26 protein-coding genes are annotated in these 15,724 nt (G+C 59.2%); 24 read left to right on the plus strand and 2 right to left on the minus strand.

All coding sequences use genetic code 11. The features are described from left to right. Nucleotide 1 precedes the first annotated feature (1 nt). The 23 genes from rplP (at nucleotide 2) to dsbD (ending at nucleotide 12,688) form a co-directional block, all read left to right on the plus strand. Nucleotides 2–418: a 50S ribosomal protein L16 gene (gene rplP / locus ACZ9H4_RS32230; RefSeq protein ID WP_042329259.1), complete on the plus strand. Its 417-nt coding sequence runs from the start codon at nucleotides 2–4 to the stop codon at nucleotides 416–418. Between the two features lie 10 nt (nucleotides 419–428). Next, nucleotides 429–623, plus strand: coding sequence for a 50S ribosomal protein L29 (gene rpmC / locus ACZ9H4_RS32235; RefSeq protein WP_007180130.1), 195 nt, complete (start codon nucleotides 429–431; stop codon nucleotides 621–623). After that, on the plus strand, nucleotides 620–892 hold the full coding sequence (rpsQ, locus tag ACZ9H4_RS32240) for a 30S ribosomal protein S17 (protein ID WP_007180129.1): 273 nt from the start codon (nucleotides 620–622) through the stop codon (nucleotides 890–892). Before rpmC ends, rpsQ begins: the two co-directional genes overlap by 4 nt. 290 nt (nucleotides 893–1,182) lie before the next feature. Next, on the plus strand, nucleotides 1,183–1,551 hold the full coding sequence (rplN, locus tag ACZ9H4_RS32245) for a 50S ribosomal protein L14 (RefSeq protein ID WP_006052212.1): 369 nt from the start codon (nucleotides 1,183–1,185) through the stop codon (nucleotides 1,549–1,551). A 9-nt stretch (nucleotides 1,552–1,560) separates the two neighbouring features. Beyond that, entirely contained in the window at nucleotides 1,561–1,869 is a 309-nt protein-coding gene (gene rplX, locus ACZ9H4_RS32250; RefSeq protein ID WP_042329258.1) for a 50S ribosomal protein L24, read from the plus strand. 17 nt (nucleotides 1,870–1,886) lie between these two features. Then, nucleotides 1,887–2,426 (plus strand): 50S ribosomal protein L5, encoded by a 540-nt coding sequence (rplE, locus tag ACZ9H4_RS32255; RefSeq protein ID WP_094778390.1) that lies wholly within the window; start codon nucleotides 1,887–1,889, stop codon nucleotides 2,424–2,426. Between the two features lie 7 nt (nucleotides 2,427–2,433). Then, nucleotides 2,434–2,739: a 30S ribosomal protein S14 gene (rpsN, locus tag ACZ9H4_RS32260; RefSeq protein ID WP_013340737.1), complete on the plus strand. Its 306-nt coding sequence runs from the start codon at nucleotides 2,434–2,436 to the stop codon at nucleotides 2,737–2,739. 14 nt (nucleotides 2,740–2,753) lie between these two features. Next, nucleotides 2,754–3,149: a 30S ribosomal protein S8 gene (gene rpsH / locus ACZ9H4_RS32265; protein ID WP_006052216.1), complete on the plus strand. Its 396-nt coding sequence runs from the start codon at nucleotides 2,754–2,756 to the stop codon at nucleotides 3,147–3,149. Between the two features lie 18 nt (nucleotides 3,150–3,167). Beyond that, the gene (rplF, locus tag ACZ9H4_RS32270) at nucleotides 3,168–3,698 is read left to right on the plus strand and encodes a 50S ribosomal protein L6 (RefSeq protein ID WP_408149856.1); all 531 of its coding nucleotides are present in this window, start codon (nucleotides 3,168–3,170) and stop codon (nucleotides 3,696–3,698) included. A 12-nt stretch (nucleotides 3,699–3,710) separates the two neighbouring features. Beyond that, the gene (rplR, locus tag ACZ9H4_RS32275; protein WP_006052218.1) at nucleotides 3,711–4,076 is read left to right on the plus strand and encodes a 50S ribosomal protein L18; all 366 of its coding nucleotides are present in this window, start codon (nucleotides 3,711–3,713) and stop codon (nucleotides 4,074–4,076) included. 14 nt (nucleotides 4,077–4,090) lie between these two features. Further along, the gene (gene rpsE / locus ACZ9H4_RS32280) at nucleotides 4,091–4,609 is read left to right on the plus strand and encodes a 30S ribosomal protein S5 (protein ID WP_006052219.1); all 519 of its coding nucleotides are present in this window, start codon (nucleotides 4,091–4,093) and stop codon (nucleotides 4,607–4,609) included. Between the two features lie 10 nt (nucleotides 4,610–4,619). After that, nucleotides 4,620–4,802, plus strand: a complete 183-nt coding sequence (gene rpmD / locus ACZ9H4_RS32285; protein WP_007180126.1) for a 50S ribosomal protein L30 — start codon at nucleotides 4,620–4,622, stop codon at nucleotides 4,800–4,802. 29 nt (nucleotides 4,803–4,831) lie between these two features. After that, nucleotides 4,832–5,266: a 50S ribosomal protein L15 gene (gene rplO, locus ACZ9H4_RS32290; RefSeq protein ID WP_102632855.1), complete on the plus strand. Its 435-nt coding sequence runs from the start codon at nucleotides 4,832–4,834 to the stop codon at nucleotides 5,264–5,266. 46 nt (nucleotides 5,267–5,312) lie between these two features. Continuing rightward, nucleotides 5,313–6,659, plus strand: coding sequence for a preprotein translocase subunit SecY (gene secY, locus ACZ9H4_RS32295; RefSeq protein WP_408149858.1), 1,347 nt, complete (start codon nucleotides 5,313–5,315; stop codon nucleotides 6,657–6,659). 8 nt (nucleotides 6,660–6,667) lie between these two features. Then, nucleotides 6,668–6,886 carry a translation initiation factor IF-1 gene (gene infA, locus ACZ9H4_RS32300; RefSeq protein WP_004521905.1) on the plus strand — a complete coding sequence of 73 codons (219 nt, stop codon included), beginning with the start codon at nucleotides 6,668–6,670 and terminating at the stop codon, nucleotides 6,884–6,886. Between the two features lie 20 nt (nucleotides 6,887–6,906). Continuing rightward, nucleotides 6,907–7,023 (plus strand): 50S ribosomal protein L36, encoded by a 117-nt coding sequence (gene rpmJ / locus ACZ9H4_RS32305; protein ID WP_004199844.1) that lies wholly within the window; start codon nucleotides 6,907–6,909, stop codon nucleotides 7,021–7,023. Nucleotides 7,024–7,064: 41 nt separating this feature from the next. Then, complete coding sequence (rpsM, locus tag ACZ9H4_RS32310) at nucleotides 7,065–7,430, plus strand: 30S ribosomal protein S13 (RefSeq protein ID WP_012434566.1); 366 nt, start codon at nucleotides 7,065–7,067, stop codon at nucleotides 7,428–7,430. A gap of 28 nt (nucleotides 7,431–7,458) precedes the next feature. Continuing rightward, a complete protein-coding gene (rpsK, locus tag ACZ9H4_RS32315; protein ID WP_006052224.1) occupies nucleotides 7,459–7,863 on the plus strand; it encodes a 30S ribosomal protein S11 in 405 nt (134 codons plus the stop codon). Nucleotides 7,864–8,010: 147 nt separating this feature from the next. Continuing rightward, the gene (gene rpsD / locus ACZ9H4_RS32320) at nucleotides 8,011–8,634 is read left to right on the plus strand and encodes a 30S ribosomal protein S4 (RefSeq protein WP_121315894.1); all 624 of its coding nucleotides are present in this window, start codon (nucleotides 8,011–8,013) and stop codon (nucleotides 8,632–8,634) included. A 124-nt stretch (nucleotides 8,635–8,758) separates the two neighbouring features. After that, on the plus strand, nucleotides 8,759–9,736 hold the full coding sequence (locus ACZ9H4_RS32325) for a DNA-directed RNA polymerase subunit alpha (RefSeq protein WP_042329254.1): 978 nt from the start codon (nucleotides 8,759–8,761) through the stop codon (nucleotides 9,734–9,736). A gap of 172 nt (nucleotides 9,737–9,908) precedes the next feature. After that, nucleotides 9,909–10,301: a 50S ribosomal protein L17 gene (gene rplQ / locus ACZ9H4_RS32330; protein ID WP_006052227.1), complete on the plus strand. Its 393-nt coding sequence runs from the start codon at nucleotides 9,909–9,911 to the stop codon at nucleotides 10,299–10,301. Nucleotides 10,302–10,461: 160 nt separating this feature from the next. Further along, complete coding sequence (gene cutA, locus ACZ9H4_RS32335; protein WP_408149862.1) at nucleotides 10,462–10,821, plus strand: divalent-cation tolerance protein CutA; 360 nt, start codon at nucleotides 10,462–10,464, stop codon at nucleotides 10,819–10,821. Beyond that, nucleotides 10,814–12,688: a protein-disulfide reductase DsbD gene (dsbD, locus tag ACZ9H4_RS32340; protein WP_476122459.1), complete on the plus strand. Its 1,875-nt coding sequence runs from the start codon at nucleotides 10,814–10,816 to the stop codon at nucleotides 12,686–12,688. The genes cutA and dsbD overlap by 8 nt, the downstream gene beginning before the upstream one ends. A 167-nt stretch (nucleotides 12,689–12,855) precedes the next feature. Here dsbD and hemB read toward each other — a convergent pair whose 3' ends face one another. Further along, nucleotides 12,856–13,854, minus strand: a complete 999-nt coding sequence (hemB, locus tag ACZ9H4_RS32345) for a porphobilinogen synthase (protein ID WP_408155315.1) — start codon at nucleotides 13,852–13,854, stop codon at nucleotides 12,856–12,858. Nucleotides 13,855–14,103: 249 nt separating this feature from the next. Then, on the minus strand, nucleotides 14,104–14,757 hold the full coding sequence (gene yihA / locus ACZ9H4_RS32350; RefSeq protein ID WP_408149868.1) for a ribosome biogenesis GTP-binding protein YihA/YsxC: 654 nt from the start codon (nucleotides 14,755–14,757) through the stop codon (nucleotides 14,104–14,106). 216 nt (nucleotides 14,758–14,973) lie between these two features. Between yihA and ACZ9H4_RS32355 the strand changes: the two genes are divergently transcribed. Continuing rightward, nucleotides 14,974–15,627, plus strand: coding sequence for a c-type cytochrome (locus tag ACZ9H4_RS32355; protein ID WP_476122460.1), 654 nt, complete (start codon nucleotides 14,974–14,976; stop codon nucleotides 15,625–15,627). The last annotated feature ends 97 nt before the right edge of the window (nucleotides 15,628–15,724 follow it).

The raw sequence follows: 15,724 nt of genomic DNA on the forward strand, positions 1-15,724 counted from the left end.
GATGCTGCAACCGAAACGCAGAAAGTATCGCAAAGAGCAGAAAGGTCGTAACACCGGTATTGCTACCCGCGGCAACGCGGTGTCGTTCGGTGAGTTCGGCCTGAAGGCTGTCGGTCGTGGTCGCTTGACCGCGCGCCAGATTGAAGCGGCACGTCGTGCAATGACGCGTCACATCAAGCGTGGCGGCCGCATCTGGATCCGCATCTTCCCGGACAAGCCGATCTCGCACAAGCCGGCTGAAGTACGTATGGGTAACGGTAAGGGTAACCCTGAGTACTACGTCGCAGAGATTCAACCGGGCAAGATGCTGTACGAAATGGACGGCGTAACCGAAGAGCTGGCACGCGAAGCGTTCCGTCTGGCTGCAGCTAAGCTGCCGCTGAAGACGACGTTTATCGTGCGTCAGCTCGGCGCCTAAGGAGCAAATGATGAAGGCTTCCGAACTTCACCAGAAAGATCAGGCCGCGCTCAACAAGGAGCTGTCGGACCTGTTGAAGGCGCAATTCGGCCTGCGCATGCAACTCGCGACACAGCAGCTCACGAACACGAGCCAGCTGAAGAAGGTCCGTCGCGACATCGCACGTGTGCGGACCGTCCTGACTGAGAAGGCGAACCAGAAATGAACGATAGCGTAAAAACCTCGCTCAAGCGGACGCTGGTCGGCAAGGTCGTCAGCAACAAGATGGACAAGACGGTCACCGTGCTGGTTGAGCACCGCGTGAAGCACCCGATCTACGGCAAGTACGTTGTGCGTTCGAAGAAGTATCACGCGCACGACGATGCGAACACGTACAACGAGGGTGACCTCGTTGAAATCCAGGAAACGCGTCCGATTTCGAAGACGAAAGCTTGGGTTGTGGCTCGCCTGGTCGAGGCTGCTCGCGTCATCTGACGCCGCAAAGTTGTAGAAGTAATTGAAATCGCAGTAAGTTTCGCTTGCAAGGCCGGGATTATTTGTTATAATCTCGGTCTTCCCTCTTTTATGGGAGCCCCGTCGCGGGCGAAGTTGGTGGGGGAAGCGGTTCGGGCGCCAGCCTGTTCCGAAGGATTCACCGGATTGCGATGGCGGGTTTCGTTTGCCGTCGCTGCTGTTCATACCCAAGCAGCCGATTGGCTGACGGGACCAAGACTGACCGGGTACGCCATGGTGGTGTGACCGGATTAAGTTGGGAAAGATAAACCATGATCCAGACCGAAACTCGGCTTGAAGTGGCCGACAACACGGGTGCGCGTGAAGTCATGTGCATCAAGGTGCTCGGCGGCTCGAAGCGTCGTTATGCCAGCATTGGCGACATCATTAAGGTGACCGTCAAAGAAGCAACGCCGCGCGGGCGCGTGAAGAAAGGCGAAATTTATAACGCCGTGGTGGTTCGCACCGCCAAGGGCGTGCGCCGTCAGGACGGCTCGCTGATCAAGTTCGATGGCAATGCCGCTGTGTTGTTGAATGCCAAGCTCGAACCTATTGGCACCCGTATTTTCGGGCCTGTCACGCGCGAGTTGCGCAGCGAACGATTCATGAAGATCGTTTCGCTGGCACCTGAAGTGCTGTAAGGAGTCGCGATGAACAAGATTCGCAAAGGTGACGAAGTTATCGTCATCACCGGCAAAGATAAAGGCAAGCGCGGCGTCGTGCTGTCCGTTGGCGAAGGCAAGGTTGTTGTCGAGGGTATCAACCTCGTCAAGAAACACGTCAAGCCGAACCCGATGAAGGGTACGACGGGCGGTGTGGAAGCCAAGACGATGCCGCTGCAAATTTCGAACGTCGCATTGGTCGACGCGAATGGCAAGGCGTCGCGTGTAGGCATCAAGGTCGAAGGAGACAAGAAGGTCCGTTTCCTTAAGACGACCGGTGCCGAGCTGAGCGCCTGACGCTGCGGAGTAAAAAAATGGCTCGTTTGCAAGAGTTTTACAAAGAAAAGGTTGTACCCGGCCTCATCGAGAAGTTCGGTTACAAGTCCGTGATGGAAGTGCCGCGCATCACCAAGATCACCCTGAACATGGGCCTTGGCGAAGCGGTTGCTGACAAGAAGATCATCGAAAACGCCGTTGGCGACCTGACGAAGATCGCAGGCCAGAAGCCGGTGATCACGAAGGCACGCAAGGCAATCGCTGGCTTCAAGATCCGTCAGGGCTATCCGATCGGTGCAATGGTCACGTTGCGTGGTCAGGCAATGTACGAATTTCTGGACCGTTTCGTGACGGTTGCGCTCCCGCGTGTGCGCGACTTCCGTGGCGTGTCGGGTCGTGCGTTCGATGGTCGCGGCAACTACAACGTCGGTGTGAAAGAGCAGATCATTTTCCCCGAAATCGACTACGACAAGATCGACGCATTGCGTGGGCTGAACATCAGCATCACGACGACTGCGAAGACCGACGACGAAGCAAAGGCTCTGCTCGCCAGCTTCAAGTTCCCGTTCAGAAACTGAGGTTACCGTGGCTAAACTGGCACTGATCGAACGTGAAAAGAAGCGTGCTCGCCTCGCTGCTAAGTACGCTCCCAAGCGTGCAGAGTTGAAGGCGATCATTAGCGATATGAGCAAGTCGGACGAAGAGCATTACGCAGCACGTCTGGAACTGCAACAACTGCCGCGCAACTCTAACCCGACCCGTAAGCGCAATCGTTGCGCCATTACCGGTCGTCCGCGCGGTACGTTCCGTAAATTCGGGCTGGCGCGTAACAAGATTCGTGAAATCGCGTTCCGCGGCGAGATCCCTGGCCTGACCAAGGCGAGCTGGTAATAGGAGAAACGTAAATGAGCATGAGTGATCCTATCGCCGATATGCTGACTCGCATCCGCAATGCGCAGATGGTTGAGAAAGTCTCGGTGACTATGCCCTCGTCGAAAGTCAAGGTTGCGATTGCGCAGGTCCTTAAGGACGAAGGCTATATCGATGATTTCGCAGTGAAGTCCGAAGGTGCGAAGTCTGAATTGAACATCGTGTTGAAGTACTACGCTGGCCGTCCGGTGATCGAGCGCATTGAGCGCGTCTCGAAGCCTGGTCTGCGTGTGTACCGCGGCCGTAACGACATCCCCGTGGTCATGAATGGCCTCGGCGTGGCAATCGTGTCGACGCCGAAGGGCGTGATGACGGACCGCAAGGCGCGTGCAACGGGCGTTGGCGGCGAAGTCATCTGCTACGTCGCTTAAGGCCGAAAGGAGAGAAACATGTCTCGAGTAGGTAAAAGCCCGATCGCGCTGCAAGGCGCAGAAGTGGCCCTTAGCGACGAACGCATTACCGTCAAGGGCCCGCTGGGTACGATTTCGCAGGCTGCTAACAGCCTTGTGAAGGTGGTGAACGACAACGGCACGCTGAAGATCGAGCCGGTTGGCGAAAGCCGCGAAGCGAATGCGATGTCGGGCACGATGCGCGCACTGGTTGCGAACATGGTGCAAGGCGTGACGAAGGGTTTCGAGCGCAAGCTGACGCTGGTTGGCGTCGGTTACCGCGCACAAGCGCAAGGCGACAAGCTGAACCTGTCGCTGGGTTTCTCGCACCCCGTGGTGCACCAGATGCCGGAAGGCGTCAAGGCTGAAACCCCGACGCAAACCGAAATCGTGATCAAGGGGATCAATAAGCAACAAGTTGGCCAGGTCGCGGCAGAAGTGCGCGGCTATCGCCCGCCGGAGCCCTACAAGGGCAAGGGTGTGCGTTACGCCAATGAGGTTGTGATCCTCAAAGAAACGAAGAAGAAGTAAGGGTGCGCAATCATGGATAAGACTCAATCTCGCCTGCGCCGCGCTCGTCAGACGCGTATCAAGATCGCTGAGCTGCAGGTCGCGCGTCTCGCCGTGCATCGCACGAACACGCACATCTATGCGCAAGTGTTCTCGCCGTGCGGCACCAAAGTGCTCGCCAGCGCGTCGACGCTCGAAGCCGAAGTGCGTGCGCAATTGGCTGATCAGACGGGCAAGGGCGGCAACGTCGCTGCAGCGACCCTGATCGGTAAGCGCATTGCAGAAAAGGCTAAGGCTGCCGGCATCGAATCCGTCGCCTTCGACCGTTCGGGTTTCCGTTACCACGGCCGCGTGAAAGCGCTGGCTGATGCGGCGCGCGAAGCCGGACTCAAGTTCTAAGGGAAGAATTCGTCATGGCAAAGATGCAAGCGAAAGTTCAGGCTGACGAACGCGACGACGGCCTTCGTGAAAAAATGATTTCGGTCAACCGCGTGACCAAGGTCGTGAAGGGTGGCCGGATTCTCGGTTTCGCCGCACTGACCGTGGTCGGCGACGGTGATGGCCGCGTCGGTATGGGCAAGGGCAAGGCGAAGGAAGTGCCGGTCGCTGTTCAGAAAGCGATGGAGCAGGCTCGCCGCAACATGTTCAAGGTGCCGCTGAAGAACGGTACCCTGCAACACGAAGTGCACGGTAAGCACGGCGCATCGATGGTCCTCCTCGCTCCGGCGAAGGACGGTACCGGTGTGATCGCTGGTGGTCCGATGCGCGCAGTGTTCGACGTGATGGGCGTGCAGAACGTTGTGGCCAAGAGCCACGGTTCGACGAACCCGTACAACCTCGTTCGTGCAACCCTCGACGGCCTGCGCAAGCAGTCGACGCCGGGTGACATCGCGGCGAAGCGCGGCAAGTCCGTCGAAGATATTCTGGGCTAAGGTGGACACCATGTCTGATAAAACTGTCAAGGTCCAGCTCGTCAAGAGCCTGATCGGCACCCGTGAAACGCATCGTGCAACGGTGCGTGGCTTGGGCCTGCGCCGACTCAATTCGGTTAGCGAGTTGCAGGACACGCCGGCTGTGCGCGGCATGATCAACAAGGTTTCGTACCTCGTTAAGGTCATCAGCTAAGCGGCTGACCAGGACTCAAGGAGTTGATAATGGAATTGAATAACCTGAAGCCGGCTGAAGGCGCGAAGCACGCAAAGCGTCGCGTTGGTCGCGGCATCGGCTCCGGCCTCGGCAAGACCGCTGGCCGTGGTCACAAGGGTCAGAAGTCGCGTTCGGGCGGCTTTCACAAGGTTGGCTTCGAAGGCGGTCAAATGCCGCTGCAACGTCGCCTGCCGAAGCGTGGCTTCACCTCGCTGACGAAGGAATTCGTCGGTGAAGTGCGTCTCTCGGATCTGGAAAAGCTGCCGGTCGACGAAATCGATCTGCTGGCTCTGAAGCAGGCTGGCCTTGTTGGCGAGCTGATCAGGAGCGCCAAGATCATTGCGACGGGCGAGCTTAAGCGCAAGATCGTTGTGAAGGGTCTGGGTGCGACGAAGGGTGCGCGCGCTGCTATTGAAGCAGCCGGCGGCTCTTTTGCCGAGTAACGCGCAAGTTATTTGCCGTCACTAGCATTTGCATCGGAGAAGGTACTTGGCTAACAGCCCGAGTCTCGCAAAACCCGGTCGCAGCGCGGCGAAGTTTGGCGATCTGCGTCGGCGGGCAGTGTTCCTGCTGCTGGCGTTGATCGTCTACCGTGTCGGCGCGCATATTCCGGTGCCGGGTATTGACCCGGACCAGCTGGCAAAGTTGTTCCAAAGCCAGTCGGGCGGCATCCTTGGCATGTTCAACATGTTTTCGGGTGGCGCACTTTCGCGGTTCACGATTTTTGCGCTGGGGATCATGCCGTACATTTCGGCGTCGATCATCATGCAGTTGCTGGCAATTGTCTCGCCGCAACTCGAAGCGCTGAAAAAGGAAGGGCAGGCGGGTCAACGGAAGATTACGCAGTACACGCGTATCTTTACGGTCCTGTTGGCGACGTTCCAGGCGTTCGGTATTGCCGTCGCACTGGAAAATCAGCCGGGCCTGGTAATCGATCCGGGGATGGTGTTTCGGTTGACGACGGTCGTGACGCTGGTGACAGGCACGATGTTCCTGATGTGGCTGGGTGAGCAGATCACGGAGCGCGGGCTTGGCAACGGTATCTCGATCATCATTTTCGGCGGTATTGCGGCGGGTTTCCCGAACGCAATCGGTGGTCTTTTCGAATTGGTGCGAACCGGCTCGATGAGCATCATCTCGGCGATTATCGTGGTCGCGCTGATTGCTGCTGTGACGTATCTGGTGGTGTTCATTGAACGCGGCCAGCGCAAGATTCTTGTGAACTACGCCAAGCGGCAAGTCGGTAACAAGATTTACGGCGGACAGTCTTCGCATCTGCCGCTGAAGCTGAACATGTCGGGTGTGATTCCGCCGATCTTTGCATCGTCGATCATTCTCTTCCCGGCAACCATCCTGAACTGGTTCAGTTCGGGGTCGCGTACCAGCTGGTTCGCAGACACGTTGCACAACGTGGCCGAAGCCCTCAAGCCCGGTCAACCCGTGTACGTGTTGCTGTACGCGTTGGCGATCGTTTTCTTCTGCTTCTTCTACACCGCACTGGTGTTCAACAGCAGGGAAACGGCCGACAACCTGAAAAAGAGTGGCGCTTTCGTCCCAGGCATCCGCCCGGGCGATCAAACGGCGCGATATATCGACCGTATCCTCACGCGTTTGACGCTGGCTGGTGCGATCTACATCGTGTTTGTTTGTCTGCTGCCCGAATTTCTGGTGCTGCGCTGGAACGTGCCGTTTTATTTTGGTGGAACGTCGCTGCTGATCATTGTCGTCGTCACAATGGATTTCATGGCGCAGGTGCAGTCGTACGTTATGTCGCAACAGTATGAATCGCTGCTGAAGAAAGCTAATTTCAAAGGCGGCGGCGTCCCGATGCGTTGAAAGGACTTATGGCCAAAGACGATGTTATCCAGATGCAGGGTGAAGTCATCGAAAACCTGCCTAACGCTACCTTCAGGGTGAAGCTGGAAAACGGCCATGTCGTATTGGGACACATATCCGGCAAGATGCGGATGCACTACATCCGAATCTTGCCGGGCGACAAGGTAACGGTTGAATTGACGCCTTACGATCTGTCGCGTGCGCGGATCGTGTTCCGGGCGAAGTGATTTGAAAAAAGGGTAATATCATGAAAGTGATGGCATCGGTTAAGCGCATTTGCCGCAATTGCAAGATCATCAAGCGCAAAGGCGTTGTGCGCGTGATTTGCAGCTCTGATCCGCGCCACAAACAGCGTCAAGGCTGAACGCCGCGCTTTTTGCTGCGCTTTTTGTTTGAGGAAAAACAATGGCTCGTATCGCAGGGGTTAATATCCCGAATCACCAGCATACCGAAATCGGCCTGACGGCTATTTACGGTGTCGGCCGCACGCGCTCGCGCGACATCTGCGTCGCTGCTGGTGTGGCATTTTCGAAGAAGGTCAAAGACCTGAACGACGCAGACCTCGAAAAGCTGCGTGAAGAAGTCGGCAAGTTCATCGTTGAAGGCGATCTGCGCCGTGAAACGACGATGAACATCAAGCGCCTGATGGATCTCGGCTGCTACCGTGGCGTTCGGCATCGTAAGGGCTTGCCCCTGCGTGGCCAACGTACGCGTACGAATGCCCGTACGCGCAAGGGTCCGCGTCGTGCAGCGCAATCGCTGAAGAAGTAAGCGGAACTGACAGTTACAGGAAAACGTAATGGCTAAGGCTTCGAACAACTCCGCGGCGCAACGCGTTCGCAAGAAGGTCAAGAAGAACGTCGCCGAGGGCGTGGTTCACGTTCACGCGTCGTTCAACAACACCATCATCACGATCACCGATCGTCAAGGCAATGCACTTGCTTGGGCAACGTCGGGTGGTCAGGGCTTCAAGGGTTCGCGTAAATCGACCCCGTTTGCAGCTCAGGTGGCAGCCGAATCGGCAGGCCGCGTGGCGATGGAATACGGCGTCAAGAACCTCGAAGTGCGGATCAAGGGCCCCGGCCCTGGCCGTGAGTCGGCGGTGCGCGCGTTGCATGGTCTTGGCATCAAGATCACCGCGATTTCCGACGTGACTCCGGTGCCGCACAACGGCTGCCGTCCGCCGAAGCGTCGTCGTATCTAAGACGCGGGTTTTGCTTGCGCCTGTTGCCGCCCCGCGCGGCGGCAGGCTGCTTGCGTTATTGAATTGACTAAGCCCACCGTTCGACCCAAAGGGTTCGGACTAGCGTGAATGCATGCATTCGCGTGATTAATCATAGAAGGAATCAACGTGGCACGTTATATCGGCCCTAAGGCCAAGCTGTCCCGCCGTGAAGGCACTGACCTCTTCCTGAAGAGCGCCCGTCGTTCGCTCGCTGACAAGTGCAAGCTTGACAGCAAGCCTGGCCAACATGGCCGCACCTCGGGTGCACGTACGTCCGACTACGGCACGCAGCTGCGCGAAAAGCAAAAAGTTAAGCGTATCTACGGTGTTCTCGAGCGTCAATTCCGCCGCTACTTCGCTGAAGCCGACCGCCTGAAGGGCAACACGGGTGAAAACCTGCTCCAGTTGCTCGAATCGCGTCTGGACAACGTCGTGTATCGCATGGGCTTCGGCTCGACGCGCGCTGAAGCACGTCAGCTCGTGAGCCACAAGGCGATCATGGTGAACGGCGTCGTGTCGAACATCCCGTCGATGCAAGTGAAGGCCGGCGACGTTGTCGCAGTGCGCGAACAGAAGAAGAAGCAAGCGCGTATTCTCGAAGCGCTGTCGCTGGCTGAGCAAGGCGGTCTGCCGAGCTGGGTTGCTGTCGATTCGAAGAAGTTCGAAGGCACGTTCAAGTCGAAGCCGGAACGCAGCGACATCGCTGGCGATATCAACGAAAGCCTGATCGTCGAATTGTATTCGCGGTAATCGGATTAACGGCCGGGGCACCCCGATTGCGTTGCGCAAGGGGGCGTCTCGGCTGTTTATTTTCAGGTTGTTACCGGTCAGCCTTATCGGTGTAACGAGCCGAGGGTATTGAAAAGGAAAACCTATGCAAACCAGTTTGTTGAAGCCCAAGATCATCGCAGTTGAATCGCTTGGCGAGAGCCACGCGAAAGTGGTCATGGAACCGTTTGAACGCGGTTACGGCCACACCTTGGGTAACGCGCTTCGGCGCGTGCTGCTGTCGTCGATGGTGGGCTACGCGCCGACCGAAGTGACGATCGCAGGCGTCGTACATGAGTATTCGACGCTCGACGGTGTGCAAGAGGATGTGGTCAACCTGTTGTTGAACCTGAAGGGCGTCGTGTTCAAGCTGCATAACCGTGATGAAGTCACGGTTACGCTGCGCAAGGACGGCGAAGGCGTTGTCACTGCTGGCGACATCGAACTCGCGCACGACTGCGAAGTGATCAACCCGGATCACGTGATTGCGCATCTGTCGAAGGGCGGCAAGCTCGACGTGCAGATCAAGGTCGAAAAGGGCCGCGGCTATGTGCCGGGCAATGTGCGTCGTTATGGCGAAGAGTCGGCCAAGATTATCGGCCGTATCGTGCTGGACGCGTCGTTCTCGCCGGTTCGCCGTGTGAGCTACGCCGTGGAAAGCGCTCGCGTCGAACAGCGTACCGACCTCGACAAGCTCGTGATGAACATCGAAACCAACGGTGTGATCTCGCCGGAAGAAGCGATCCGTCAATCGGCTCGCATTCTGGTCGATCAGCTGTCGGTGTTCGCTGCACTGGAAGGCACGGAAGCAACGGCTGAAGCGCCGTCGCGTGCGCCGCAGATCGATCCGATCCTGCTGCGTCCGGTCGATGATCTCGAACTGACGGTTCGTTCCGCGAACTGCCTGAAGGCCGAGAACATTTACTACATCGGTGACCTGATCCAGCGTACGGAAAACGAGCTGCTCAAGACGCCGAATCTGGGCCGCAAGTCGCTGAACGAAATCAAGGAAGTATTGGCGTCGCGTGGTTTGACGCTCGGCATGAAGCTCGAAAACTGGCCGCCCGCAGGGCTGGACAAGTAATTCGAGTAGCAATCCCGGGACAGAACCCACCCGCTGCACTGGCAAAGACGCGGATTTTCCTTTAAAATCCGCGTCTTGTCTTTTTTCACTACCGGCCCGTGCACTCGCTACTTTCGGGTAGATCGAGCGCGATAGAAGAGCTGGACCAAAACTTTGAATCGAAGGAATTAACATGCGTCACCGTCATGGTCTGCGGAAACTGAACCGCACGAGCAGCCACCGTCTGGCAATGCTCCGTAATATGTCCAACTCGCTGATCGAGCACGAAGTCATCAAGACCACGCTGCCGAAGGCGAAAGAGCTCCGTAAAGTCGTCGAGCCGCTGATCACGCTCGGCAAGAAGCCGTCGCTGGCAAATCGTCGTCTGGCGTTCAACCGCCTGCGCGATCGTGACTCGGTCACGAAGCTGTTCGAAGTTCTTGGCCCGCGTTACGCTACCCGTCCGGGCGGCTACCTGCGCGTCCTGAAGTTCGGCTTCCGCGTCGGCGACAACGCACCGATGGCACTGGTCGAACTGCTGGACCGTCCGGAAGTTGAAGAAGTTGAAGTGCAAGAAGCTGAGTAAGCTTTTTTAGCTTCGATAGAAAGCCAGGCGCATAGCCTGGCTTTTTTGTTTTTGCCGGCTCATTTGCCATTGAGGTGTCCATTCACCGCTGGCCAAATGCTGCGTGTCCGCTGCGGGGCCATCAGCGGCGCCATAGGGCTAGGTGATACGATATCGACACATGATTCGTGCGTCGCTGGAGCCTTTTGTGAGTGTGAATGTGATCCTGATTCTGACCACGGTGCCGGATGCGGCCGTCGCTCAGAAGCTCGCCGCGGATGCGCTGGCCGCGCATTTATGTGCGTGCGTCACGCAGTTAGGCAGCGTGCAGTCGAGTTATCACTGGCAGGGCAAAATCGAAACCGCGCAGGAGATCCAATTGCTGTTCAAGACGAGCGCCGCACGTGCGCTCGAACTCGAGCAGTACATACAGGCTCACCATCCCTACGACACGCCGGAAATCCTCTCGTGGCAAGCGACGGCATCGGCCGCGTACGGCCAGTGGATCACTGCTGAAACCCAACGTCCTCTCCATGTTTAACGGTCTTGACCGGCGCGCGCGTCATGCGCTGCGCACCGCATTTTTCCTGCTCGGCTGCGTAATCCTCGCGCAGTTCACCACGCTCGCCCACGCCGCTGACGACTTTCTGGATCCTGCCGTCGCGTTCAAATTCAGCGCGAGCGAGAAGCCGGGTGAAGTCGTCGTGACATACAAGATCGCCGACGGCTATTACATGTACCGCGAGCGCTTCGCGTTTGCGACCCGGGACGGCGCGGCCACGATTGGCGAGCCGCAGTTGCCGGCCGGCCACGTGAAGTTCGATCAGACGTTCAACAAGGACGTGGAGACTTACCGCAACGAGCTTACGATCCGCATCCCCGTCAAACAGGCGACGGGGCCGTTCGAACTGGCGGTAACGTCGCAGGGCTGTGCTGATGCCGGCATTTGCTATCCGCCGATGGAGCGTGTGTACCGCGTGAGCGGCGAAGCCTTGCGGCCCGCCGGCAGCGCGGCGGCCGCCACGACGGCCACGCAGCAATCCGCGGCAGCCGACGAGCCTTGGTACGAGCGCGCCACCAGCGCCGACTACGCGCAGTCGCTGCTGCAGCGCGGCGGCCTGCTGGCGATCGCCGGACTCTATTTCGTCGCGGGCGCCGTACTCAGCCTGCTGCCGTGCTCGTATCCGATGATCCCAATCCTGTCGGCGATCATCATAGGTGAAGGCGCGCGGGTGACGCGTGCGCGCGGCTTCGCGTTATCGCTGTCCTATGTGATCGGCATGGCACTCGTGTACACCGCGCTGGGCGTGGCGGCGGCGCTCATCGGACAGAGCCTCGGAGCATGGCTTCAGAGCCCGTGGGTACTTGGCGCATTCGGCGTCCTGCTGACGATTTTCGCGCTGACGCTGCTCGCCGGTGTCGACATCGCGGTGCCGCAGCGCTGGCAGGAGGGGGTGTCGCGTGCATCGCGCGGGCGCTCTGGCGGCAAATTCGCCGCCGTCGCCATAATGGGCGCGCTGTCTGCACTGGTGGTCGGTGCGTGTATGACCGCGCCGCTTTTTGCCGTACTGGCATTCATTGCACATACCGGCGACGCCGTGCTTGGCGGCGCCGCGCTGTTTTCGATGGGACTCGGGCTCGGTGTGCCGCTCCTGATCGTCGGACTTGGCGCCGGCACTCTGCTGCCGCGTGCGGGCGCATGGATGGACGGCGTCAAGGTCTTCTTCGGCGTCGTGCTGCTTGCGGCGGCGCTGTGGATCGTTTGGCCGGTGCTCGGCGCGGCTGCGACGATGCTGTTGAGCGCGCTCTGGTTGCTGATCGCGGCGGCTTCGCTTGGGTTGTTTTCCGGGCCGGTTGTCGGCGGGTCCGTCTGGCAGCGGTTGGGCCGCGGAATCGGCGCGGCGCTGGCAGTGTGGGCGGCGGTGCTGCTGGTCGGTCTGGCTGCTGGATCGACAGATCCGCTGCGGCCGCTCGCCGTGTTGGCCGCCCGTGGCGGAGAGGTCGGCGCCGCGGATGCCTCCAGCCAGGTGGGCGCGGCGTCGCAAAGCGCTCTGACGTTTGCCGCGGTCCGATCATCGAGCGAACTCGATCAGGCCGTCAAAACGGCTGCACAGCCCGCTATGCTCGATTTTTATGCGGACTGGTGCGTGAGTTGCAAGGAGATGGAGAAATTCACCTTCAGCGACCCGCGTGTTCAGGCGAAATTGAAGCAGATGAACCTGCTGCGTGCCGACGTCACTGCAAACAACGTCGACGATCAGGCTTTGCTCAGGCGTTTTAGCCTGTTTGGACCGCCGGGGATCATCTTCTTCGATCAGGGCGGCAAGGAAGTGTTGCGCGTCGTGGGGTATGAGTCGGCGGATAAATTCTTGCGCACGCTGGATCGCGCGGGTGCGTCGGGAGCGTAACGCGCCGTGACATCGGCGAAATGAAAGCGCCGACATAGCTCCAGAACAGCCGAACTGCCGCAGTCGGCATCCCGGCATAAAAAACGGAGGCACGCCCGTAAAGGCCTGTCTCCGTTTCGCACAACGCCTGAACAACCCAGGCCGCCGCCAACAGGCGGCCCATCAGCTTACTTCTGCGAACGCAGAATCCGCGCGGCATCCAGCGCAAAATACGTCAGCACGCCATCCGCGCCGGCCCGTTTGAACGCCAGCAGCGATTCCATCATGGCCTTGTCGTGATCGAGCCAGCCGTTCTGCGCGGCCGCCTTCAACATCGCGTATTCGCCGCTGACCTGGTACACGTACGTCGGGAACTGGAACTCATCCTTCACGCGACGCACGATATCCAGATACGGCATGCCCGGCTTGACCATCACCATGTCCGCGCCTTCGTTGATGTCCGCTTGCACTTCGCGCAGCGCTTCATTCGAATTGGCCGGGTCCATCTGGTACGTCATCTTGTTGCTCTTGCCGAGGTTCGTCGCGGAACCGACGGCGTCGCGGAACGGGCCATAGAACGCCGACGCGAACTTGGCCGCGTAAGCCATGATGCGCGTATGGATGTGGTCCTCGCTCTCGAGCATTTCGCGGATTGCGCCGATGCGGCCGTCCATCATGTCCGACGGCGCGACGATGTCAACGCCCGCCTCAGCCTGCGCGCGTGCCTGCTCGACGAGAATCTCGACGGTCTCGTCGTTGATCACGTAACCGGCTTCGTCGAGCACGCCGTCCTGGCCGTGGCTCGTGTACGGATCGAGCGCGACGTCGGTGAGCACGCCGAGCTCCGGGAAATTCTTCTTCAGTTCACGAACCGCGCGCGGGATCAGGCCGGCCGGATTGGTCGCCTCGCGGCCATCGGGCGTTTTCAGCGACGGCTCGATCGCGGGGAACAGCGACAGCACCGGCACGCCCAGTTCGACGCATTGCTCGGCGACACCCATCAGCAGATCGACCGACACGCGCTCGACGCCCGGCATCGACGGTACGGCTTGCCGCACGTTGGTGCCTTCGACGATGAACACGGGGTAGATCAGATCGTTGGTGGTGAGGATGTTTTCGCGCATCATGCGACGCGAGAAGTCGTCACGGCGCATACGGCGCGGACGGTAGTGCGGGTAGAAGCTCATATCGGATCGAAGGTCGTGGATGTGTGGAGTGGACAAGTAACGCCTGCCTCCGCTCCCGGAAACTTTTCGAGACAATGGTATATCATACCGATCGAGCAAGGCGCCTTGCGCTGACCTCCCCGCTTCTCCTCCCTGAGCGGGTGCCTGTCGTTTTTTCGATTAGGCTGTTTGACCCGCCGTTTAAGCGGCGGGTTTTTTTATGCGCGGCCGGATTTGGCACTTTTGTCCTATCCGAGCCGGTGACGGAACTTACTGCGCGCCGTCCGTTTCGCCCTTCGCATCGGGGATCAGCCAGCTTTCGATCAGCGCGTGCGCTTCGTCGATCCCAACGCGCTTGAGCGCCGAGAACAGTTGCGCGGTCAGCTCGCCCTGATAGCCGGCGGTGCGATATTCCGCCAAGCCTTTCTGCGTGGCACGCAAGGCGTTCACGCTTTCCTGGCGCGTCAATTTGTCGCATTTGGTGAGCAACGTGTGGATCGGCTTGCCGGTCGGCGCGAACCACTCGATCATGCGGCGGTCCAGTTCGGTCAGCGGGCGGCGCGAGTCCATCATCAGGATCATGCCGCGCAATTGCGAGCGTGATTGCAGATACGTGGACAGCAGCGCTTCCCAGTGCGCCTTGGCCGCGCCCGGCACTTCCGCATAGCCGTAACCCGGCAGGTCGACCAGATGCGCGGTCGGCTCGTCCGCTTTGCCCACCGAAAAGTAATTGATGTGCTGCGTGCGTCCCGGCGTCTTGCTGGCGAAGGCGAGGCGCTTCTGATTGCACAGGATATTGATGGCCGTCGACTTGCCCGCGTTCGAGCGTCCCGCGAAGGCAATCTCGGGTTGCGAGGTGGCCGGCAAATCGCGCAAGTGATTGACGGTCGTGAAAAAGCGGGATTGGTGGAGCAGGAAGGACATGATCAGGCCAGGATTCGAGACGCCGGGGAACCCGGAGTGGGGACGGGTCAAGCCCGACTGGCGTCTTAGCGATTAGCGAGTTATTGTACAATACGATGGTTTACTGAAAACCTGAGGGGGCCAGCCCGCGTGCCTTGGCGGCTCCTGGCGGTCACTCGGTCGCCGTCGTATTTTGCAAAACCTCTAAAATCCCACAAGACGAGACAGGGTGTGCGAATGAATCGACTGAGCAAGACTCTGATGGTGCTTCATGTAGCGGCAGGTCTTTCTGGTTTGGCAATTCAGGCACGAGCAGCAGATCCGGCGAAGCCGGACGTCAATCGGGGGCAGGCAATCGCAGTGCAGGTATGCGCGTCGTGTCACGGCGTGGACGGCAACAGTGCCGGCGGTGCCTATCCGAAGCTGGCGGGCCAGCATCCCGAGTATCTCGTCAAGCAACTGCAGGATTTCAAGATTCAGCCGGGCGCGAAGCAGCCCGCGCGCAACAATGCGATCATGGCGGGCATGGCCGCGGCGCTCTCCGAACAGGACATGGTCAACGTCGCCGCTTATTTCGCGTCGCAGACCCCGAAGCCCGGCTACGCGCATAACAAGAACACGGTCGCGCTCGGTCAGAGAATTTATCGAGGCGGGATCGCCGACAAGGGCGTGCCGGCATGCGCAAGCTGCCATGGGCCGACCGGTCAAGGGATCCCGTCGCAATTCCCGCGCATGTCGGGACAATGGGCGGAATACTCAGTGGCGCAGTTGGCCGCGTTCACGCAAGGGCCTGGCGCACGCAACAACAACGAGGCGATGCACACTATTGCATCGCGTCTGTCGGACAGCGAGATCAAGGCTGTAGCCGATTACATCGCGGGCTTGCGTTAAGAAGTCCGCTCGCAAGCGCAACCGGCCCGGCGAGGCCGGTACAAACAAGAAAAGGGTGAGGGCGTCGCGCGTACGACAGCCGTTCACCCTTTTTTGC

It is taken from the genome of Paraburkholderia sp. TE9906, assembly GCF_056279605.1.

Excerpts from the sequence above, each read along its gene's own strand:
- rplP (WP_042329259.1), top strand. The coding sequence starts at position 2 with ATGCTGCAACCGAAACGCAGAAAGTATCGCAAAGAGCAGAAAGGTCGT.
- rpmC (WP_007180130.1), top strand. The coding sequence starts at position 429 with ATGAAGGCTTCCGAACTTCACCAGAAAGATCAGGCCGCGCTCAACAAG.
- rpsQ (WP_007180129.1), top strand. The coding sequence starts at position 620 with ATGAACGATAGCGTAAAAACCTCGCTCAAGCGGACGCTGGTCGGCAAG.
- rplN (WP_006052212.1), top strand. The coding sequence starts at position 1,183 with ATGATCCAGACCGAAACTCGGCTTGAAGTGGCCGACAACACGGGTGCG.
- rplX (WP_042329258.1), top strand. The coding sequence starts at position 1,561 with ATGAACAAGATTCGCAAAGGTGACGAAGTTATCGTCATCACCGGCAAA.
- rplE (WP_094778390.1), top strand. The coding sequence starts at position 1,887 with ATGGCTCGTTTGCAAGAGTTTTACAAAGAAAAGGTTGTACCCGGCCTC.
- rpsH (WP_006052216.1), top strand. The coding sequence starts at position 2,754 with ATGAGCATGAGTGATCCTATCGCCGATATGCTGACTCGCATCCGCAAT.
- rplF (WP_408149856.1), top strand. The coding sequence starts at position 3,168 with ATGTCTCGAGTAGGTAAAAGCCCGATCGCGCTGCAAGGCGCAGAAGTG.
- rplR (WP_006052218.1), top strand. The coding sequence starts at position 3,711 with ATGGATAAGACTCAATCTCGCCTGCGCCGCGCTCGTCAGACGCGTATC.
- rpsE (WP_006052219.1), top strand. The coding sequence starts at position 4,091 with ATGGCAAAGATGCAAGCGAAAGTTCAGGCTGACGAACGCGACGACGGC.
- rpmD (WP_007180126.1), top strand. The coding sequence starts at position 4,620 with ATGTCTGATAAAACTGTCAAGGTCCAGCTCGTCAAGAGCCTGATCGGC.
- rplO (WP_102632855.1), top strand. The coding sequence starts at position 4,832 with ATGGAATTGAATAACCTGAAGCCGGCTGAAGGCGCGAAGCACGCAAAG.
- infA (WP_004521905.1), top strand. The coding sequence starts at position 6,668 with ATGGCCAAAGACGATGTTATCCAGATGCAGGGTGAAGTCATCGAAAAC.
- rpmJ (WP_004199844.1), top strand. The coding sequence starts at position 6,907 with ATGAAAGTGATGGCATCGGTTAAGCGCATTTGCCGCAATTGCAAGATC.
- rpsM (WP_012434566.1), top strand. The coding sequence starts at position 7,065 with ATGGCTCGTATCGCAGGGGTTAATATCCCGAATCACCAGCATACCGAA.
- rpsK (WP_006052224.1), top strand. The coding sequence starts at position 7,459 with ATGGCTAAGGCTTCGAACAACTCCGCGGCGCAACGCGTTCGCAAGAAG.
- ACZ9H4_RS32325 (WP_042329254.1), top strand. The coding sequence starts at position 8,759 with ATGCAAACCAGTTTGTTGAAGCCCAAGATCATCGCAGTTGAATCGCTT.
- rplQ (WP_006052227.1), top strand. The coding sequence starts at position 9,909 with ATGCGTCACCGTCATGGTCTGCGGAAACTGAACCGCACGAGCAGCCAC.
- cutA (WP_408149862.1), top strand. The coding sequence starts at position 10,462 with ATGATTCGTGCGTCGCTGGAGCCTTTTGTGAGTGTGAATGTGATCCTG.
- dsbD (WP_476122459.1), top strand. The coding sequence starts at position 10,814 with ATGTTTAACGGTCTTGACCGGCGCGCGCGTCATGCGCTGCGCACCGCA.
- hemB (WP_408155315.1), bottom strand. The coding sequence starts at position 13,854 with ATGAGCTTCTACCCGCACTACCGTCCGCGCCGTATGCGCCGTGACGAC.
- yihA (WP_408149868.1), bottom strand. The coding sequence starts at position 14,757 with ATGTCCTTCCTGCTCCACCAATCCCGCTTTTTCACGACCGTCAATCAC.
- ACZ9H4_RS32355 (WP_476122460.1), top strand. The coding sequence starts at position 14,974 with ATGAATCGACTGAGCAAGACTCTGATGGTGCTTCATGTAGCGGCAGGT.